Origin of the sequence: Mesorhizobium sp. M8A.F.Ca.ET.207.01.1.1 (assembly GCF_004794715.1) — a bacterium.
Lineage (GTDB): Bacteria > Pseudomonadota > Alphaproteobacteria > Rhizobiales > Rhizobiaceae > Mesorhizobium.
This window is the reverse complement of record NZ_SRUS01000014.1, coordinates 121511-140831: the sequence shown is the minus strand read 5'-3', so window position 1 is coordinate 140831 and position 19321 is coordinate 121511. Positions and strand designations below refer to the sequence as shown.

The 19321-nt window shown below is 59.0% G+C and carries 16 protein-coding genes and 3 pseudogenes; 16 read left to right on the top strand and 3 right to left on the bottom strand.

What is annotated here, in order from left to right; all coding sequences use genetic code 11:
• Positions 1-1382: 1382 nt before the first annotated feature.
• Positions 1383-2615 (top strand): MFS transporter, encoded by a 1233-nt coding sequence (locus EN850_RS30580; protein ID WP_127318061.1) that lies wholly within the window; start codon positions 1383-1385, stop codon positions 2613-2615.
• A gap of 261 nt (positions 2616-2876) precedes the next feature.
• Here EN850_RS30580 and EN850_RS30575 read toward each other — a convergent pair.
• Positions 2877-3908 (bottom strand): annotated as a pseudogene (locus EN850_RS30575) (ChuX/HutX family heme-like substrate-binding protein); the annotation flags it as partial.
• 586 nt (positions 3909-4494) lie between these two features.
• On the opposite strand from EN850_RS30575, the gene EN850_RS30570 reads away from it, so the two are divergent.
• From EN850_RS30570 to EN850_RS30500, 15 genes and pseudogenes are all read left to right on the top strand, one after another.
• Positions 4495-4815, top strand: coding sequence for an iron-sulfur cluster assembly accessory protein (locus EN850_RS30570; RefSeq protein WP_127318079.1), 321 nt, complete (start codon positions 4495-4497; stop codon positions 4813-4815).
• A 17-nt stretch (positions 4816-4832) separates the two neighbouring features.
• Positions 4833-5153 (top strand): hypothetical protein, encoded by a 321-nt coding sequence (locus tag EN850_RS30565; protein WP_127318065.1) that lies wholly within the window; start codon positions 4833-4835, stop codon positions 5151-5153.
• A gap of 12 nt (positions 5154-5165) precedes the next feature.
• A complete protein-coding gene (gene nifS, locus EN850_RS30560; RefSeq protein WP_126063817.1) occupies positions 5166-6377 on the top strand; it encodes a cysteine desulfurase NifS in 1212 nt (403 codons plus the stop codon).
• A gap of 180 nt (positions 6378-6557) precedes the next feature.
• Entirely contained in the window at positions 6558-6935 is a 378-nt protein-coding gene (nifW, locus tag EN850_RS30555; RefSeq protein WP_024505239.1) for a nitrogenase stabilizing/protective protein NifW, read from the top strand.
• 188 nt (positions 6936-7123) lie between these two features.
• Complete coding sequence (locus tag EN850_RS30550; RefSeq protein WP_127318067.1) at positions 7124-7975, top strand: electron transfer flavoprotein subunit beta/FixA family protein; 852 nt, start codon at positions 7124-7126, stop codon at positions 7973-7975.
• A gap of 16 nt (positions 7976-7991) precedes the next feature.
• On the top strand, positions 7992-9101 hold the full coding sequence (locus EN850_RS30545) for an electron transfer flavoprotein subunit alpha/FixB family protein (RefSeq protein WP_127318069.1): 1110 nt from the start codon (positions 7992-7994) through the stop codon (positions 9099-9101).
• Positions 9102-9111: 10 nt separating this feature from the next.
• A complete protein-coding gene (locus tag EN850_RS30540) occupies positions 9112-10416 on the top strand; it encodes an FAD-binding protein (protein ID WP_127318071.1) in 1305 nt (434 codons plus the stop codon).
• A gap of 12 nt (positions 10417-10428) precedes the next feature.
• Positions 10429-10728, top strand: coding sequence for a ferredoxin family protein (locus EN850_RS30535; protein ID WP_024505235.1), 300 nt, complete (start codon positions 10429-10431; stop codon positions 10726-10728).
• Between the two features lie 269 nt (positions 10729-10997).
• Positions 10998-11501: an alpha/beta fold hydrolase gene (locus EN850_RS30530; protein ID WP_245463579.1), complete on the top strand. Its 504-nt coding sequence runs from the start codon at positions 10998-11000 to the stop codon at positions 11499-11501.
• An 874-nt stretch (positions 11502-12375) separates the two neighbouring features.
• Positions 12376-12462, top strand: a pseudogene (locus EN850_RS30525) (helix-turn-helix domain-containing protein); the annotation flags it as partial.
• A 273-nt stretch (positions 12463-12735) separates the two neighbouring features.
• Entirely contained in the window at positions 12736-14214 is a 1479-nt protein-coding gene (nifB, locus tag EN850_RS30520) for a nitrogenase cofactor biosynthesis protein NifB (RefSeq protein WP_127318073.1), read from the top strand.
• Between the two features lie 29 nt (positions 14215-14243).
• Complete coding sequence (locus EN850_RS30515) at positions 14244-14438, top strand: 4Fe-4S binding protein (RefSeq protein ID WP_024505232.1); 195 nt, start codon at positions 14244-14246, stop codon at positions 14436-14438.
• Positions 14439-14523: 85 nt separating this feature from the next.
• Entirely contained in the window at positions 14524-14844 is a 321-nt protein-coding gene (locus tag EN850_RS30510) for a nitrogen fixation protein NifZ (protein ID WP_024505231.1), read from the top strand.
• The gene (nifT, locus tag EN850_RS30505) at positions 14841-15053 is read left to right on the top strand and encodes a putative nitrogen fixation protein NifT (protein WP_024505230.1); all 213 of its coding nucleotides are present in this window, start codon (positions 14841-14843) and stop codon (positions 15051-15053) included. The genes EN850_RS30510 and nifT overlap by 4 nt, the downstream gene beginning before the upstream one ends.
• Before the next feature lie 34 nt (positions 15054-15087).
• Positions 15088-15981 carry an SIR2 family protein gene (locus tag EN850_RS30500; protein WP_024505229.1) on the top strand — a complete coding sequence of 298 codons (894 nt, stop codon included), beginning with the start codon at positions 15088-15090 and terminating at the stop codon, positions 15979-15981.
• A 307-nt stretch (positions 15982-16288) separates the two neighbouring features.
• On the opposite strand, the gene EN850_RS30495 is transcribed toward EN850_RS30500, so the two are convergent.
• Together EN850_RS30495 and nifA are read right to left on the bottom strand one after the other, a co-directional pair.
• Positions 16289-16855 carry a sugar O-acetyltransferase gene (locus EN850_RS30495; RefSeq protein ID WP_024505228.1) on the bottom strand — a complete coding sequence of 189 codons (567 nt, stop codon included), beginning with the start codon at positions 16853-16855 and terminating at the stop codon, positions 16289-16291.
• A 583-nt stretch (positions 16856-17438) separates the two neighbouring features.
• A pseudogene (gene nifA, locus EN850_RS30490) lies at positions 17439-18482 on the bottom strand (nif-specific transcriptional activator NifA); the annotation flags it as partial.
• Positions 18483-19321 lie beyond the last annotated feature (839 nt).

The following is a 19321-nucleotide window of genomic DNA, read 5'->3' as shown; positions in this document are numbered from 1 at the left end:
ACGCAACAACACGCCGACGCAACTCAAGTGGTAGCGGCTTGCCCATCACGGTCTCCCTTCAACCGCAATGAATCACGAACTCAAATCAAGGGGAATCCTGAATCCCTTAAATCGCGACACGCTTTAGACACCGACTTGGAGCAACTCAACTGGTGGGATCGCTAGCCGATCATGTGCCCGGGGAGCATCCAGTTCGAAAGCTTGCGCTAAGCGGCTTGGTGACTTGGCCGAGGTCACCAGGTGGAAACGACCAACACTTGGGGTGAGCCTAGTGGCGCTCCCCTCGATGATGTCTGGCGGGGTGGTTAGCCGCCTCCGTGGGACAAGATCAGCCTACACGAATGGACTATAGCCTCTCCTCGCCTGCCTCATTGGCCGTCCTTCAGAGCCGGCCACACGAGCTTTTGTCTTTCAGCAGGGCGTTTTTCTCGCCAGCTACAGAGCCACACCGACGCCATTAATGAGCGTCCAGTCGACGGGTTGGATGGCCCTGTCCATCTTGCCCAGCACCTTGGCTTCGCATTTGCCGGTGCGGCGGAAGCCTTCAAGACGCAGTTCTTGACCTTCTCCAGATCAGCCTCGGACGGATATCGGCAAGGGTTCAGCTCGTCCTTTTGAACTTGCGCATCTTCGTGTTGGCCAACCCCAGGCCGCCCGACATATTTGCGGTCTATCCGGCACCTCAACTTCGAACAACCTTGCGGCAAGCTCTTGGGATAGCCCACGCTCGTGCCTCCACCACCCGCTCAGCAGAGCCAGATTTGTCGTTGATGGCACGGAACTTGCGCAGTCATTCGCAGATGCGTCACGGACCGAGAGTGTCGTCCCATGAATTCGATCACCAAAAAGGCCGCCCGACGTTGCTGGGACCGCCTGCAATTACCTTATCCCAGAATTGGGAGCAACGGCTTCAAAAGGGATAACTCATCACCTCAATTTTGTCGATCGCGCGGCCATCGAACCGCAGCCATCCATCAGACTTCCGCCTCGTTGCACTCATTGCGACCGCCTTGGTGCTTGCGACAACCGCTCAATTCTGGCTGCCAGGATAACCACATATGGCGACGGAACTTCCTGCTTCAAAGCAATATAGAGATCGTCGATCATCCCCCCATCAAGGCCTCGATCGAGGACACCGCGTTCGGCTTGCTTGGTTCGCAGTGAACAGACCGCACTTCACGAATGCGATCGATGCGACCGCGCCGAGAACTCTCCCGCATTGTCGACGGTTGGGTCCGTCGGCCCTCCGATGAGGCCTCGGATGCGTCGGGCGCCGAGGCCTCGACTGATGCCGACTGGCCGCCGCCGGAAGGCCTCGCGGCTTTGATCCCCGGCGATGTAGCCACCCCTGCTGCAACAGCTCCTAGCCGGAGAACTCATTCATGACCGAATCGGCGACAGATTTAGTGGACGCGGCTTTGTTCGACCGAGATCGGCTTGACCCAGAAAGTCCATATCAACGTTCTGGCCCTGCATGGGGTGCCATCATTTCGCTTTCCTTCGGCACCTTCGGGCTTGTGACGGCAGAGTTTCTGCCCGCCAGCGTTCTGACACCGCTCGCGCATGATCTCCGTATCACCACGGGCACGGCTGGACAGGCGCTAACAGCGACCGCAATCGTCGCGGCGATCTCGGCACCGATAATCGCCATGGTGACAAAGCGTCTGGACCGCAGGGTCGTCATCTGGGCGATGACGCTCCTGCTGATCCTGTCGAACGTTCTGGCAGAGGTTGCGGGGTCGCTGCCGGTTTTGCTGGCGGCACGCGTCGTCCTTGGCATATCGCTTGGTGGTTTTTGGTCTATTTCGGCAGCGTTGGCGATGCGGCTGGTTCCAAGTCACCTCATGCCGCGCGCCATGTCGATCATCCTCACCGGCGTTTCTGTCGCCTCCGTCTGCGCGGCTCCAATCGGCGCTTATGTCGGTGACATTTGGGGATGGCGAGCCTCGTTCAAGGTCGCCGCAATCGTGAGTGCCGTTGCGCTGCTCGTGCAACTCGTAACCATTCCGCCACTGCCTCCGATCGAAGTGCGCAGATTCCGCAGCCCGCTGGATGTCGCGAAGAATCCGGCGATGAAGGTTGCGGTGCTAGTCGTGCTATTGGTCGCTTCCGGCCATTTTGCCAGCTTCGCCTACATCCGCGCCTTTCTCGAGAGCGTTCCTGCGCTCGAAAAGAAGTCAATCCCGCTCGTGTTCCTTGCTTTTGGCACGGCCGGCGTCTTCGGCAATTTAGCCGGCGCATTCCTCACCAAACACAGTCTCAAGGCGGTCGCGGCCCTGCCGCCCCTGCTCATTGCCGTAGCCGCTGTCTCGCTCCTGACCATGGGAGCATCGGCCTTGACCTCGGCAATTGCAGTTGCCGTATGGGGCTTTGCTTTTGGCGCGGTCCCGGTCGGATTGCAGACATGGATGGTGCTACGCGCCGCTCCGAAACAGGCCGAGAGCGCTGGTGTACTGATGGTCATAACCTTCCAAGTGGCCATCGCAGCCGGCACAACTTTCGGTGGCCTATTGGTGGATCACACGGGTATTGCCAGTGTCTTTGTCTACAGCGCGGTTGCCACGTTCCTCGCTGTCTTGACAGTATTTTTGCTCGGCCCGAACCGCAAAACCTGACCGCCTGGTGGGGAGTGACGGTCGGCGGCGTTCACGCTATTGCCACCTCTGAGCTCGGCCCAAAGGCCGCGGCTTCGTCGTAACCATGCGGTCGATGGGGCAGCGCCAAATTGCTTCCTGCTCATCGCGTTGCGATAATACAGCGCGCTTATTGCGTCATCGTGTCCCCGGTCTCGGCTTCAATGCCCGGCTACTGGCTGCGGAGGCAGATGGGCGCCGGCGTCCCACCGACGACGATCGGTCTTTTCTCATGTAGCTGTCGGGGAAACGAGGCAGGTTTTCCGCCAGAACCCGCCAGTCGTCGCGCTCGCGTTCGCCTTCCTTGCGCGCACCGAACAACTGGATGATGATCTTGCCGTCGGACCCATATGCTTCGAGCGAGGTGACGTGACTGTCATTGGTCGGCTTGCGCACGGCCCAAACCTCACGGATTTGGTGGGTCCTGAGATGCAGCCGGAACATTTCGTCCAGCACATGGATGCACGGCCCGATCTGCTTGACCGACTTGATTAAGCCGGAATGGGTCTGGATAGAACCTCGGTTGCCGACGAAGCACATGATCGGCAATTCGTCTTCGGCCGCACGCTGGAGCACGGCGCCAACTGCGGCATTGTCGAGCAGCCAAGCGTAATCCTGGCCGACCATGCGCAAAGCCTGGCAGCGGCTGAGCTTGAGCGTCTTTAGAAGGTTGACGTCAGTCAGCCGGCTCCAGTGCTCGCGTAGGTCGTCCACCGTGCCGGCCCAGTCCGCAGTCCTCGCGCCCAGGTCGGCTACTCTCGCCTTAAGCGACATGGTCGGCTCCTGGTTGGCGGATACGAGCTCGGCCACCAGCTTTCGATAGGCATGAAGGTTGGAGACCGGCCTGAGATGCACCTTATGCACTGCTGCGCCGGTGGCGTCGAAGAATTGCAAACTGCGCTGGATTCCGCCGCGATGGCGCCTTTCAACAGCGAAACCATACCTCCAAGCTTGCGGGAAGACGCGAAGGTCGAATTCGTCACCAAGGACCATGGCGTGATTGTTGCCGGTTATCACTCTGTTGAAGACGCCAATCTTTTCGTGCACGGCACCTTGATTGCGGGTCAGCGCCGTCACTTCGCCCACGAATTCGAGGCCCGTCAGAACGTGATTGACGCGCGGGTCGATGCGTGCCGCGCCGAAACCGCAATGGGCCGCGACCAGTTCCGCTTCCGAAATGGCCAATTGGGCTGCGAAATCACGCGCGGGAATGTTCGGACAGACTTCCCACGCACGCCGGATTTCGTTGGGCGACCGCTTCTTGCGCTGATCCATGTTTTTACCCCTGCCCCGTTCTTCTTTTGACGATCGATCGAAAAACGGGCCTCAGGGGTGTGCACGGCGGACGCGATCGATCGTCAGGCACATGCCAGTCGAATCCTGTCTCCGGGCGGTCAGCGGCCAATCGCCGGTAGAGAGCGATTGTTGGGTGGTCGGCGCCAATCGGCCGATCGAGCATTCGGGTACCACCGGCGGTGCTGCTTTCCCACTCAAGGCGGGTCTGATGGATCATATTGCTCTCCTTCGTTCTTCGATTGCGAGGGCAACCCAAAGGTGAATCGGCCGGCAATTTTGCCGCCGCAACGAAGGCTTCACAAAAATCGTGCCAGTTGCTCCGCGGCAAGCTCTGAACATCTTTGGCTCTGTTCATTGCTTTACGCGTGAGTGCATCGCGAACTCAGGCGCCCTTCCTGTGACGCGGACGCGACAAATCCGACAGTAAGTGTCGGTTGTCGGACGTCTCCCCAGCAATCGAGCATAAGAGACGTCGGGATGTCCTACGGTTTTTGACACGTCTTCCCTTTGGCACGGTCCATGCGAGATGATCCGCGAAAACGTCGGACCGAGGAGAAATCGAGCCATGATTACGCTCACCGACAACGCTGTTGCCGCCATCAAGGCCGCTCTTTACCGCGCCAGCGAGCCGGCGGAAGGATTTCGCATCATGGTCCATGCCGGCGGCTGCGCCGGCTTCCAATACTCAATGGGCCTGGAGAGCGTCTCACGTGAGGGCGATGCGATCATCGAGCGAGATGGGCTCAAGGTGTTCATGGATAGAGGCTCCCAACCCCATGCCGCCGGCATGACCGTGGACTTCGTCAATGGGCTCGAAACATCCGGCTTTGTTTTCGATAACCCCAATGCGCGTGAGACGTGCGGCTGCGGCAAGTCCTGCAAATGATTGCTAGGGAACAGGCTATGTTCGACTATAGCGACGCCAAGGAATACTGCGTCGAACCGGTAACCGCCGGCGCTCTGGAACCGGCCGACACGCACTGTCGGCCCGGAACAATTGCGTTCGGTGATGCGCCAAATCGCGATCATCGATCGTTGCCGTGGGCAAGCAAACAAAATTGCCCGAAACAGCTGAATTCCCGGCAGATGCCGCCACCAAAGGGCAATGTCGACAGCGACCGGTCAGCCAAGCCATCGCTCGCCCGGCCGCCCACCTTACCAGATACGATATGCGCCAGAGGTTCAATGGCCGCCCGCCTACCCTTGAATCATTTCAGCAGTTGAAGGATCACTCCCATGAACCCTGTCTATCTCGACAACAACGCAACGACGCGGGTTGATCCTGCAGTCGTTGGAGCGATGTTGCCTTTCTTTACGGAGCAATTTGGCAATCATTCGTCCATGCACGCCTATGGCGCATCGGTTGCTGAAGCCGTGAGAAAGGCGAGGCAACAGTTGCAAGCCCTCATCGGCGCGGGATTCGAGGACGAGATCATCTTCACCTCGGGCGGGACTGAAAGCGACAGTACAGCCATCCTTTCGGCGCTGGAGGTGATGCCCGACCGAACGGAAATAGTGACTTCCGCGGTTGAACATCCGGCCGTTCTGAAGTTGTGCGCGCACCTTGAAAAGACGCGCGGCGTCAAGGTGCACATTATCCCAGTCGATCACCACGGCCGGCTCGACCTGGACGCCTACAGAACCGCTCTCACTCCACAAGTGGCAATCGTCTCGATAATGTGGGCGAACAATGAGACCGGTACGATCTTTCCCGTGGTTAAGCTTGCCGATCTAGCCAGGGAAGTCGGCGCGCTTTTCCACACTGATGCAGTGCAGGCGGTCGGAAGGCTTCCGATTGAGCTGAAATCGACCGCGATCGACATGCTGTCGCTCTCCGCCCACAAGCTGCATGGTCCAAAGGGGATAGGCGCGCTTTATGTAAGACGTGGCGTGCGCTTCTCCTCCATGATCAAGGGTGGGCACCAAGAGCGCGACCGGCGTGCAGGCACTGAAAACACACCCGGCATAGTCGGACTGGGCATGGCGGCCGAACTCGCCTTGAAATTCATGGACGAGACAAAACGAATAAAATGGTTGCGCGACCGCCTTGAGAACGGGATCATCCAGCGCATCCCAAACACATCCATCAACGGCGATCCGCAAGAGCGATTGCCAAACACTGCAAACATTGGATTCGAAGGTATCGAAGGCGATGCAATTCCAATTGTCCTGAGCCGGCTGGGAATCGCCTGTTCCGCCGGGTCCGCCTGTGCCTCTGGCTCACTGGAACCGAGCCATGTTCTGATCGCTATGAACGCGGCATGTGGGGCAGTCCGCTTCTCCTTGTCGCGTGACAACGGCGAAGATGACGTAGACCGCGTGCTTGAGGTCCTGCCTGCGATCACCGAGAAGCTACGGGCCGTTCCCAGTGCTGGACTGTGCGGGCGAGGTGCGGAACAGCTTCATTCCGGCCCGGGTCCGAGCGGCACAATAGCCGACGAGCCGTGAGGTCTTCCTCAACGTGACGACCCTGCGCAATGGAGAGCAGTCAAACTCGGGGTCGCCTTCACCACTTCAGAAAAGCTTGAGATCGCCAAGTCTCTTGCCCAGCCGCCGTGCCAGAGGTCGGCACGCCGTCAGCAATGTCACCAATGCATCGACACCACAATTACGCGCCGGGAGAATACAATGAACTGCTCCGCTGATAGCCGCCCGATCGATCGCACCGATATCCTAGCGCGACTGAAGGGCCTGTCGGCCGCGGAGGACTTCTTCGCCTGCCTTGGCGTCTCCTACGACCCGAAAGTGATGAATGTCTCGCGGCTCCATATCATGAAGCGCGTGGGCCAATACCTTGCCGAAGAAGATTTCTCCGGTCTGCCTAACCAGGTAATCGCCGCGCGGGTGCGCGCCAAGCTGGAACGCGCCTACGAAGATTTCGCGACTTCCTCGCCGCTCACGCAACGTGTGTTCAAGGTGCTAAGGGACCACGATCCAAACATATGTCCCGCACCTGGCCGCGCCTTCGTCCCGCTCGACTCTGCACTGAAGCGGTTCGGAAAGTAATGAGCCCGACACGGCTGCGACGCGACAATGTCGAGAAGTCGACAAATCCAGTCCTCATGACGCCTCCTCGGAAGCAAACGAAGCCACCTTCTGGAATAGAGGCAGGAAGACGACTTGGCATGAACGATGCAGGCAATGAGGTGAACCGCCAAGCACGAATCCGGACTGGGAGCTTAGAGAAACCGCCAATGCATATCGTAATCTGCATTAAGCAGGTGCCGGATTCGGCACAGATCCGCGTGCACCCGGTGACGAACACGATCATGCGTCAGGGTGTTCCGACCATCATCAATCCTTACGACCTGTTCGCCCTCGAAGAAGCGCTCAAACTGCGCGACGTTCATGGTGGCGAGGTTACTGTGCTCACAATGGGTCCGCCCATGGCGGAGGACTCGCTGCGAAAGGCGCTCGGTTACGGTGCTGACCGAGCAGTTCTCTTGACGGACCGCTATTTTGCCGGATCCGATACGCTGGCGACTTCCTTTGCTCTTTCGCAAGCAATCGCAAAAATTGGGGAGACTTTCGGCAGGCCGGACATCGTCTTCACCGGCAAGCAGACGATTGACGGCGATACCGCCCAGGTCGGACCGGGCATAGCCAAGCGCCTAGATTTATCGCAACTTACCTATGTCGCGAAGATTGCCTCCATCGATCTCGATACGCGAGAGATCGAAGTCGCGCGTCGCGCCGAAGGCGGCACCCAGTTGCTGAAGAGCAGACTCCCTTGCCTCATTACCATGCTGGAAGACACCAACGAAATCCGCCGGGGCTCGCTCCAGCAGGCTCTGTGCGCGGCGCGCAGCCAAGTCGTGAAGTGGACTGCAGCCGACGCCGGCATTGACGATCTCACCCGGTGCGGTCTGCGTGGCTCGCCTACAGTCGTCAAGCGTGTTTTCGCCCCCACCGCACGGGCAGAAAGCGCGGCGCAGATCGACACCGCGGAAAGGGGCTTGCAGGACATAGCCGATGAACTCATCGCCGATATCTTAACCCGCCGGCCGGCGCTGGAACATGAGCTGGCCTTCAACAGCGGCACGTGACGGCCAGGAGCAGAAAATGTCGACCGCAAGCCAAACTACCCCTCGCATTGCCCCCGGCCGTGCCGGTGTAAAGAAAGAACTTCCCGACCGTTTCAAAGACTACCGGCACGTGTGGGTCTTCCTCGAGCTCGAACGCGGCAATGTGCATCCTGTATCATTCGAACTGCTGGGCGAAGGCCGCAAATTGGCCGACAAGCTTGAAGTCCAGCTCGCGGGCGTCGTGCTGGGACCGCCGGGCGAGATGGTCGAGGACGCTGCTGCCGAGGCCTTCGCTTACGGGGCGGATCTTGTCTACATCGTCGATGCGCCGCCGCTCGCCGACTACCGGAACGAGCCGTTCGCCAAGGCGCTCACGGATCTGGTCAATACCCATAAACCCGAAATCCTCCTTCTCGGCGCGACCACACTGGGCAGGGATCTTGCAGGCTCGGTAGCGACGACCCTGCAGACGGGGCTCACGGCCGACTGCACCGAACTTGATGTAGATTCCGACGGTTCACTCGCCGCGACCCGTCCGACTTTTGGTGGCTCATTGTTGTGTACGATCTATACACTAAATTACCGGCCGCAAATGGCGACGGTGCGACCAAGGGTCATGCCTATGCCGCAACGGGTGGATAAGCCGGTCGGGCGTGTCATGCGGCACAAGCTGTCGCTCGTTGAGGACGATATCGTCACCAAAGTCCTCGGCTTCCTACCGGATAACCAGTCGGCAATGGCAAATCTTGCCTATGCGGATGTCGTGGTTGCGGGAGGCCTCGGTCTCGGAGCGGCGGAGAACCTTCAGCTTGTGAAGAATCTTGCCCGAGCGATCGGCGCCGAGCATGGCTGTTCGCGCCCCTTGGTCCAGAAGGGCTGGATGCCGGCTAATCGACAGATTGGACAAACTGGCAAGACCATTCGACCGAAGCTTTACATCGCGGCCGGAATTTCCGGCGCCATCCAGCACCGAGTGGGGGTCGAGGGGGCCGATCTCATCGTCGCGATCAACACCGATCCGAACGCGCCGATTTTCGAGTTCGCCCACCTCGGGATCGTCACGGATGCAATCCGCTTCCTGCCCGCACTGACGGAAGCCTTCACCCGGCGGCTGTCGCCGCACAGTCGAGACAAGCTTGCGAGTTGAGGGAGAGGACATGATTGAACAATTCGATGCCATTGTGGTCGGAGCCGGCATGTCTGGAAACGCAGCTGCTTACACTTTGGCAAGCCAGGGGCTGAAGGTACTGCAGTTGGAGCGCGGTGAATATCCGGGCTCTAAGAACGTCCAGGGTGCCATAATGTACGCGAACATGCTGGAGAAGATCATCCCGGACTTCCGGGATGATGCGCCCCTCGAGCGGCACCTGGTCGAACAGCGACTTTGGGTGATGGACGACACGTCTCACACCGGAATTCATTACCGGTCGGACGACTTCAATGAGGCGAAACCCAACCGCTACACGATCATCCGCGCCCAGTTCGACAAATGGTTTTCCCGCAAGGTGCGCGAGGCTGGCGCGACGGTCCTGTGTGAGACGACCGCGACGGAACTCGTCCGTGATGGCAATGGCAAGGTGATCGGCGTCCGCACAGACCGGGCTGGCGGAGTGGTCTTCGCGAATGTGGTCGTTCTCGCAGAAGGGGTGTCGGGATTGCTTGGCACTCGCGCAGGCCTGCGCGAGATGCCGAAGCCGGAGACCGTGGCGCTTGCCGTCAAGGAAATGCATTTCTTGCCCGAAGAGGTCATTGGCCAGCGGTTCGGGGTCAAGGGCGATGAAGGCTGCGTAATCGAGGCCGTGGGCACGATCTCTCGCAGCATGGCCGGGCTCGGCTTCCTTTACACCAACAAGGAGTCGATTTCACTCGGCATCGGCTGCCTGGTCTCGGATTTCGCCGCGACGATGGAGAGCCCGTCCGCCCTCCTAGATGCGATGAAAAACCATCCTTCGATCCGGCCGCTGATCGCTGGCTCGGAGGTGAAAGAATATGCCGCCCATCTTATCCCCGAAGGTGGTTACAAGGCCATTCCGCAGCTCTTCGGCGACGGTTGGGTCATCGTCGGCGACGCAGCGCAACTGAACAATGCCATTCACCGTGAGGGTTCGAACCTTGCCATGACCTCGGGTCGTGTCGCGGCTGAGGCGATCATCAAAGTCAAAAGCCGCAACAGTCCTATGACCAAAGCGAACCTTGCGCTCTACAAGACGATGCTGGATGACTCCTTTGTGATCAAGGATCTTAAGAAATACAAGGACATGCCAGCCTTGCTCCACACCAATTCCAGCAACTTTTTTGACAGCTATCCGCGGTTGATGTCGCATGCCGCTCAGAACTTCATGCGTGTCGACGGCACGCCGAAGATCGAGAAGGAAAAGAACACCACGGCCGCCTTCATCAACGCGCGCTCGCGCTGGGGGTTGGTCAGCGACGCGGTCCGCCTGGCATTGGCATGGCGCTGAAGAGGGTACAAGATGACGATCGCAGTGACGAAGGTTCGTGTCGAGGACAAACTTTACCAGAACCGCTATCTGGTCGATTCCGGCCGCCCCCATATTATAGTGCGACCGCACGACAAGCCAAGCGCGAACTTGCTTGCGTTGACCTACGTCTGTCCGGCGAAATGCTATGAGTTGAATGACAAGGGTCAAGTCGAGATCACCGCCGACGGCTGCATGGAATGCGGCACCTGCCGGATATTGTGCGAGAAAGGCGGCGACATCGAGTGGAACTATCCGCGCGGCGGCTTTGGTGTCCTGTTCAAGTTCGGATGATCAGCCGGAACCGTGCCAAGAGCATGCCGGCAGCGAGCAACTGCGGCACACCATGAGCCTCTCCATCCACTTGCAAAGAGCTAGTGAATATTGGCCTTTCGCAATTCAAATTTCCTTGACTCGTTAGCGGTGTCCTCGAGGCCACGGCGCTGCCCTGTGCGCCGGACTTACCACCGGTCACGTGGTCGAGCCCCCCTTTGGGACAACGCCCGGCCATCGTGCCGGATGGCAGCCACAACGGCCGGTGAGCAAGTGGAACGGCACAACCCATGGCAAAGACGTATGTGCTAGTGCATGGTGCCTGGCATGGCGGATGGTGTTGGCGGGACGTGGCCGCCAATCTTCGTAAGATGGGATACCACATGACCACGCCGACCCAGACAGGTGTCGGCGAACGCGCACGTTTGCTGTGCAAGGACATCACGCCCGACACATTCGTGACCGACATCGTCAACCACATTGTGACGGAAGAACTGAGCGATGTGATCCTTGTCGGTCACAGTCTAGGCGGCATCAGCATCACCGGCGCCGCCGACCGGATACCCGACCATATCAGCCATCTCGTTTATCTCGACGGCGCCATCGTCGAGAGCGGTCAAAGTGGATTCAGCACCATGCCCCCCGACATCGTTGCCGCCCGTCGAAAATTGGTTGCGGAGGAAGGACGGGTATCTTCATGCCGACTCCGCCGCCAACAGCATTCGGCATTCCCGAGGGACACTCGCTCACGGACTGAGTGCGGCGCAGGCAGGCACCTACGAAAGCGGACTTAAGCTCGAGCACCCGCTCGGCAACGGCAGGCCCCGAACCTATGTCGTCTGCACTAATCCACTCCACCCGCGATGGCGGGAGCGCGAGAATGGGTCGCGAAGCAGGATGGCTGGGCGTGGCAGGAACTCGCCACTGGCCGACGCAATGACCCTCGCACCGACGGAAGTTGCTCTCCTTCTCTGAGGAACCAAGTAAAGGGTGAGCGGCGGCCGATTCTCAGGCCGTGGCCTTGAGCTCTGGTGCACGGATGTTGGCCCAACGGGTCGTTCCGGTGGCGCCACCGAAACCACTAGGCGGGAGTGGCCTGTCCTGCCAGCGTCGCAAGCTTGCGAGCGTTCCGCCGCGGCCGCGGCCCGTAGCGCCGGGCAACCTCCGAGATCACCGCGTCGGCTCCAGGGTCTCGGAGATGACTCCGTGCCTTGTCGTCCATCGACCAACGCCGCCGACCAACAGCGCCGTTGATCACCCTCGAAAACGCCGAGGCTGCCGCTCAGCGTCAATCTTAAGTTCAAGTTCAGACACAAGCCGATCTCCGATCCACGTCAGAATCGGCAGGCCCACAGATCGCCGGGTCCTCCTGGAAGGACACAGCGCTTACCCTTGAAATATGGAGAACCATGGCTTTGCGCCGTCGGCAGTTGAGCTGATCTCGCAATGCTATTTCCCCGGCAACGTCCGCGAGCCGGAGAACTGCGTGCTTGGCGTTCTCCTCTGGAAGGAACCAATCTTTCGGAACGTGGCAATGTCATCGACGAGCTCTCACGGGCCAGCACGATGCCGGTTCGGCGCATCGGCGCCCCCTGAGCACGAAATAGCCGGTTGCGATTCTAACGATACGGCCGGACGGGGGCTGGGACCGCGGCGGACGGAGCCTGACGGCTGATCGACACAATGGAGAAGGCCGGCTGGGTTCAGGCTAATGCGGCTCGAATTCTCGGCCTCACGCTGCGACAAGTCGGCTAGGCGATACGCCGGCATAGTATCGAGCCGAAGGAAATTCTAAGAGCCTGATGAGCCAATCGTCAGGCCAGTGGTCTTGCGCGCCCTGTGCGCGACAAGGAGTGCTTTGTGCTTCTGAACGGATTTGGACTTGTGCTGTCGCAAGCAGGACAAAATTGTGTCGCGCCCGCCTGACACAATGCGATATTGACCCAAATAGTGAACTGAAGCCGCTGTTTTAAGTTGGTATGGCTCTTGCACCTTGAACCGCGACGTTACCAGCAACGGAGCCGTTTGATGTCCTCACCGACAGTTTCGATTGAGGGTCCGACTAGCACGACATCCGAGGGTTTTCTGGCAGCCGCGAAATCCGTCTGCGCATCGTCCTCCTACGGCTCGTCGCCGACCAGCCCGGGCGAAGGGGATCCGGCTATTTGGGAAAGGATCAAGGATCACCCCTGCTTTTCGGAGGAAGCGCATCACTATTTCGCGCGTATGCATGTGGCGGTCGCGCCGGCTTGCAATGTCCAGTGCAACTACTGCAATCGCAAATACGATTGCGCCAACGAGAGCCGGCCTGGTGTTGTGTCTGAGAAGCTGACGCCCGACCAAGCGCTACGCAAGGTCATCGCGGTTGCCAACAAAGTTCCGCAGCTTTCGGTTCTTGGCATCGCTGGGCCGGGGGATGCCTGTTACGACTGGGAGAAAACGAAGGCAACGTTCGACTGCGTCATCAGGGAAATCCCCGACATAAAGCTGTGCGTCTCCACCAACGGGCTCGTGCTGCCGGACCATGTCGCCGAGCTTGCCGAAATGAATGTTGATCACGTGACGATCACCATCAACATGGTCGACCCGGAAGTCGGCGCAAAGATTTATCCTTGGATCTTTTATGAAAATCGCCGCTACTTCGGCATCGAAGCCGCTCGAATCTTGCACGCGCGGCAGATGCTGGGCCTGGAGATGCTGAGCGCGCGCGGCATCCTCACCAAAATCAACTCGGTGATGATTCCTGGAGTGAACGACCAGCACCTGTTTGAGGTGAACAAAATGGTCAGGGAGCGGGGCGCGTTTCTGCACAACGTGATGCCTCTGATTTCGGACCCGGCGCACGGTACCCACTACGGACTCATCGGGCAGCGCGGCCCAACGGCAATGGAGATGATGGCTCTTCAGGATCGACTTGAAGGTGGCGCCAAGTTGATGCGCCACTGCCGGCAGTGCCGGGCAGATGCTGTCGGCCTGCTCGGTGAAGATCGTGGCCAGGAATTCACGCTGGACGGGATTCCCGACGATGTCGCCTACGATGCTGGCAAGCGTCAGGCCTATCGGCAGGTGGTCGCACACGAGCGCCGTGATCATGAGGCGGCGAGGAGCGAGGCCATCGGTATGGTCAAGGCAACAGACTCCGAAAAGTCGCTTCTGGTTGCGGTGGCCACTAAGGGAGGTGGACGGGTCAACGAACACTTCGGCCACGCGAAGGAATTCCAGGTTTATGAAGTCTCGCCTAGAGGGATCAGCTTGGTCGGGCATCGGAAGGTCGAGCGGTATTGCCTCGGAGGCGGGGGCGAAGACGCCATCCTCGAGGGCGTCATCGCAGCGCTCGAAGGCATACACATAGTGCTATGCGCCAAGATCGGAAATCGCCCGAAGGAACAACTCTCGCGAGCTGGACTGCGCGTAACCGACGCCTATGGCCATGACTACATCGAGACCGCAGTCAGCGCACTTTACGCGGCAGAGTTTGGGATCAGACCACTAGCGGCGACGGCCTGAGCCGTCTCGTCCGATAACCAGGAGTTAGAATGGCTTTAAAGATCATCGCATCCCAATGTACCCAATGCGGGGCCTGCGAGTTCGAATGTCCTTCGGAAGCGATCAAGTTCAAGGGCGACGCCTATGTGATCGATCCAAACAAGTGCACCGAATGCAAGGAGGCCTTCGATACGCAGCAATGCGTGTCGGTCTGTCCGGTACCGAAAACCTGCGTTCCCGCTTGATTCCTACCGAAACGGTCGGGTTCGCCGCACGACGACGCCTGCAACCCGCGACCACAACAAAAACCTCGAGAAAGGAATGGACAGCATGTGGTCCAGACGCGAACAGGAGGTCGAAATCGGCAGACCGCCACGGTTCATGCAGGGTGAGCGGGTCCGTGCGATACGCCACATAAAAAACGACGGCACCTATCCCGGCAAGGAGATCGGCGAAAACCTCGTGCGGAAGGGCGACGAAGGCTACGTGCGCGACATTGGAACCTTTCTCCAGCAATTCTTCATCTATGCGGTCGAATGGATCGATCGTGGCACGGTCGTCGGCATGCGAGCGCGCGAACTCATTAGCCTCGACAAAGTCGAGGTTCCCTGCGGAGCTGAAGGCATTTCCAACGGGGGAACAGCCGGATGAAAGTAATGATTCGCAGGACCGCTACTGGCTTGTCGGCTTATGTCCCCAAGAAGGATCTCGAAGAGCCGATCACCGAGATTGAGAACGCTGACTTATGGGGCGGGACCGTGACGCTCAGGAACGGTTGGCGGCTCATGCTGCCCGACCTTCCGCGCGACACGCGTTTGCCGATCACCGTCGAGGCGATGAAGATTTCCGACGGGGCCTGATGCCGGTGGGTTCAGTGGCGGAGAGGAAACGCGTATGAACACGATGCTGAGCTGGGACCATCTCGTCGTCGTCCGGGGCAGTTTTGCCAAAAAACTGATTGACCTGCTGAACGGCGCTCTCAAGGCCGATCGAGTGATCCCCTATCTCGGTCCTGGTCTTCTGCAGCTTAACCCACCGGAATCACCTGTACCTTGCACCCCTGAAGATGTCGCCGCGGCCCTCAACAAGCGGGCGCCTGCCCCTTCCAGGATTCGCACCAATATGTGGTCGGTCGCGCAGTTTATCGAGCAGCGCCGACATCGTCGGACTCTCCAAGCGTGGATGGCGGAGATATTCGCAGCCCCCGCCGAGCCGACCGTTCTTCACGCCTGGCTCGCAACCCTTCAACTGTCTGTCATCATCGACAGCTGGTACGATGGCGCCATGCGAGCAGCCCTTGCAGAGGCCGGCCAAACAGACGTTGTCGAGATACAAGGAACGACGCGCGCGACCGGAATCGGTAACATCTGGACGAGAACTTACGATTTGTCAGGAACAGAACTCGAGGCCGAACAAGTGGCTAGGACGGTGCTCTATGCGCCGCACGGCAGCGTCAGGCCGGCGGCAAACTTCCTCGTGGCTGATTCCGATTACGTCGAAGTCCTAACCGAAATTGATATCCAGACGCCGATCCCGGACGCGGTGAAGCAACGGCGCGTCAACCGGGGTTTTTTCTTCGTGGGCTGCCGCTTCAACGATCAGATGCTGCGCACATATGCCAGACAGCTGATGAAGCGCTCCACTGGCCCACATTTTGCGGTGATCGATTCGGCTACGCTGACCAGAAACGAACGTCGTTTCCTTGCCGAAGGCGCAATCACGGTCATCGACATGCCGATCCGCAACGCCGCGGCTCGCCTCGTCGGGGTCGATGCTAGCCAGGATTAATGGCCGGCGATTGCTGGTGAGTCGCTGCTTGCCTCCAAGGGCGAAAACTCAGTTGGGAATACATTCGTGAGTAGTAATGCTAGTGGCAGCACAACGTAGGCTCTGAATTCGTTGGGCGATGTGAAAGGGTCCGCTGCTGCGGGACGTGAGCACGTTGCGGCGGCATTACGCACATGATCTTGTGACCCCCGTGGCAAAAGAACTGAAGCGCCCGAGTCGCGACAACATATGCAGCGCTCAATGGCTTCGACAAAAATTCGGCACAGTTTCGACAGTTCGCATGCACCTCCAGGGTCAACGAGGTTGATTATGCCTGTTTATGTGGGTCGGCCACGCGAGCAGGAATTCCCACTACCTTTGCCCCGGCGGGAACATCTCGTGTGACCACGCAGCCAGCGCCTACCACTGCATTATCACCAATCGTGACGCCAGGCAGAATGATTGCTCCACCGCCGATCCAGACACGGCTGCCAATGTGAACAGGACGCCCGACCTGCAGGCCGGCCTGCCGCTGCTCGGCATCATGTGGATGATCGGCGGTATAAATCTGCACAGCAGGCCCAATTGCCGTTCCTTGCCCGATTTTGACCTCTACCACGTCAAGAATAACGCAGTTGAAGTTGATGTAGGCATTGGCTCCAATGCGGATATTGAATCCGTAGTCGCAAAAAAAGGGCGGACGGATGACCGTTCCGCGCCCAACCTCTCCCAGCCGCTCGGACAAAAGCTCATGCCAATGCCCCGTGGTCTGCCCCAGCGTATCATTGTACCGCTTGAGCCAAGCCCCGGTGGCCAACAGGTCAGCTTGGATCTCCGGATCCGCCGCATTGTAAAACTCGCCTGCGAGCATCTTTTCTTTTTGGCTACGCATCATAGTCTCCCGTCAGGTCGTGTCCCGTACAGTGATGCAGGAACGCACATCAAACTGCCTCGGCAACTTTGTAACTCGGTCTTGCCGGGCGCGCGGTCGGTCACGAGCCGGGGCGACAGTTTCGTCTCGACCAACTTCCGCGAATTTGGATATCGCAGATCAACCGGTCGCAGGGGCCAATACCTGACGAGGTCGGCAACTGTCCAGCGGTCGAACTCACTTTCATGCCCATCTCAGATTGCGTGATATCGAGCGGTAAGCCATCAGCTAATGTATCGACCAGGTCCCGCCAGCGGAGATCTGCGCGTCGCCTCTACGCATGCTGGCGTGTCACCAATAATACATCGATTATTTCTGGATCCAGGCACGTCGAATTGATTTGCCCTTGCGGTGTAGAGCGAAGTTACTAGCCATAGGATTACTCCTTTTTAGTTTGTCAGTCGCAGAGCCCCAGTATGACTACGTGGTAGAAAGCACACGGCCGGAATCTTGGCAGCGCTGTTCACACCCACTTCGTAAGCCTGGCCGATGGGCTCGCCAGAGCACCAATGCTTGACCTGCTCCAGCTCTTGCTCGGCGGGTTGTTTCAGAGACGCTTGATCTCGATACCGCGTTTTCTCAGCACGTAGCCGATCTGGCGCGGGGTCAAACCGAGCAGGCGCGCCGCCTTTGCCTGCACCCAGCCACACTTTTCCATGGCAGCAATGACCGTATCGGCATCGGGCACCCTACCACGACTCGTGGCAGGGCCTATCGGCGCTTGCCCGTCGCCGACGGGCGGGGCGGCACAGGCGGCGGAAGGCTCGATCGTAGTCGACTTCTCTGACGTCGGCGGTCCGTTCTTCCACAGCGCCGCGGCCAAGCACTGATCCGCGTAACAGGCAAAGTCAGTTCTGAGGATTGATGGACCCGTCGCCAGAACTGCCGTCCGCTGAACGCAGTTTTCGAGCTCTCGGATGTTGCCTGGAAATTCGCAGTTCATTAGCACCTCAATCGCTTCGGGAGCGAAGGTCAGCGTGTGATCATTCTCAGTATTGAAATTCTTGAGAAACTGAGCGGCCAAGAGCGGAATATCACCTCGCCTTTCGCGCAATGCCGGCACGCGTAAAGTGACGACGTTGATGCGATAATAGAGGTCTTGCCGGAACTCCTTGCGTTGAACTGCCGTTTCCAAGTCCCTGTTCGTTGCGGCAATCACGCGAACATCAACTTTAATGGTGTGGTTGCTGCCGACGCGCTCAAACTCCTGCTCCTGCAGGACACGCAGCAGCTTAGCCTGGAACGAACCTGATATTTCGCCAATCTCGTCCAGAAACAATGTGCCTTTGTCGGCAGCCTCAAAGCGCCCCTTGCGCAAACTGCTCGCGTCGGTGAAGGCACCCTTCTCATGACCGAACAAGTCAGATTCCAGAAGCGTCTCGGTGAGCGCCGCGCAATTGACCTTGATGAAGGGCTGCTTGGCGCGAGGCGAGAGCTCGTGAATGGCTTTGGCAACCAGCTCCTTACCGGTTCCGGATTCACCTCGCAACAGGACCGTAGTCTTCGCCTTGGCCACCTTGACAAGGTGCTCACGCAGCTTGCGCAGCGCCTGACTATCGCCAAGCATCTCCTTGCTGATCTTTTTACGTTCCATTTGGCAGCCCATCCCACTCCGCCACCCGCCGGTAGAACTGCACTGGACGGTGAGCTGTGTTGTATTTCGTCATCATCATTCTCGATCTCACCTTTGTTGCTTCGAAATTTTCGGCGCGCGGACGCCCTCGGCAAATGGCAATGGCGCCTGAGCATCGTTGCCTTTCACCAGGACGAGCGTCTTCCTCCGCGCGGGCGCTCGCAATATGCGGTTTGCGCAGGCCTTTACTCGACCGGTCGCTGTTCTGTCCGGCTTCTGCCGCACCGCAGCCTGCAAACTCATCCTTGACAAGAAAGGAGGGGAGTCAACCGAGCTCTCCTTGCATTTATGCAAGGAAAATTGTCAGTTTGATAGAATTCTATCAAAACGGCAGAAACGCCCCGCCCCAGTTTGGCTGTACCTGCGGCGTTCAGCGTACGTGACGACATGTGCGGACTTGTCCCAATTGCCATCCGAGTTGTGCGGAACAGTAGCTGCTGCGCTGTTCGCTTCAACCGCGTGAGGCCGGAGACAGTAGAGACGGCGGCTCGTCGAGCGAGGTTTCATTGTTCGGCTACTAAACCGGCTGTCCTTTGGTGGGAGTTGGTTTCGCCCAAGTTCTGGGCCTGGGGGCGTCTAGCCCGTTTCGCCGCACAGGCTCCTTCCACATCGTCGAGGCCGAGAAGGAGGGACCCCACAGCTCTCCCTGTATCACAATGCCCCGCCCCTCAAGCAGCTAGATACGACAGGTGACCTCAAATGAGGCGTCTTGCATGGCTTCTACACCTGCCTGAATGCCAGAACTGCGTTCGTACCGCCCATGGCGAAGGCGTTGCTCATGGCGACGCGCACCTTGC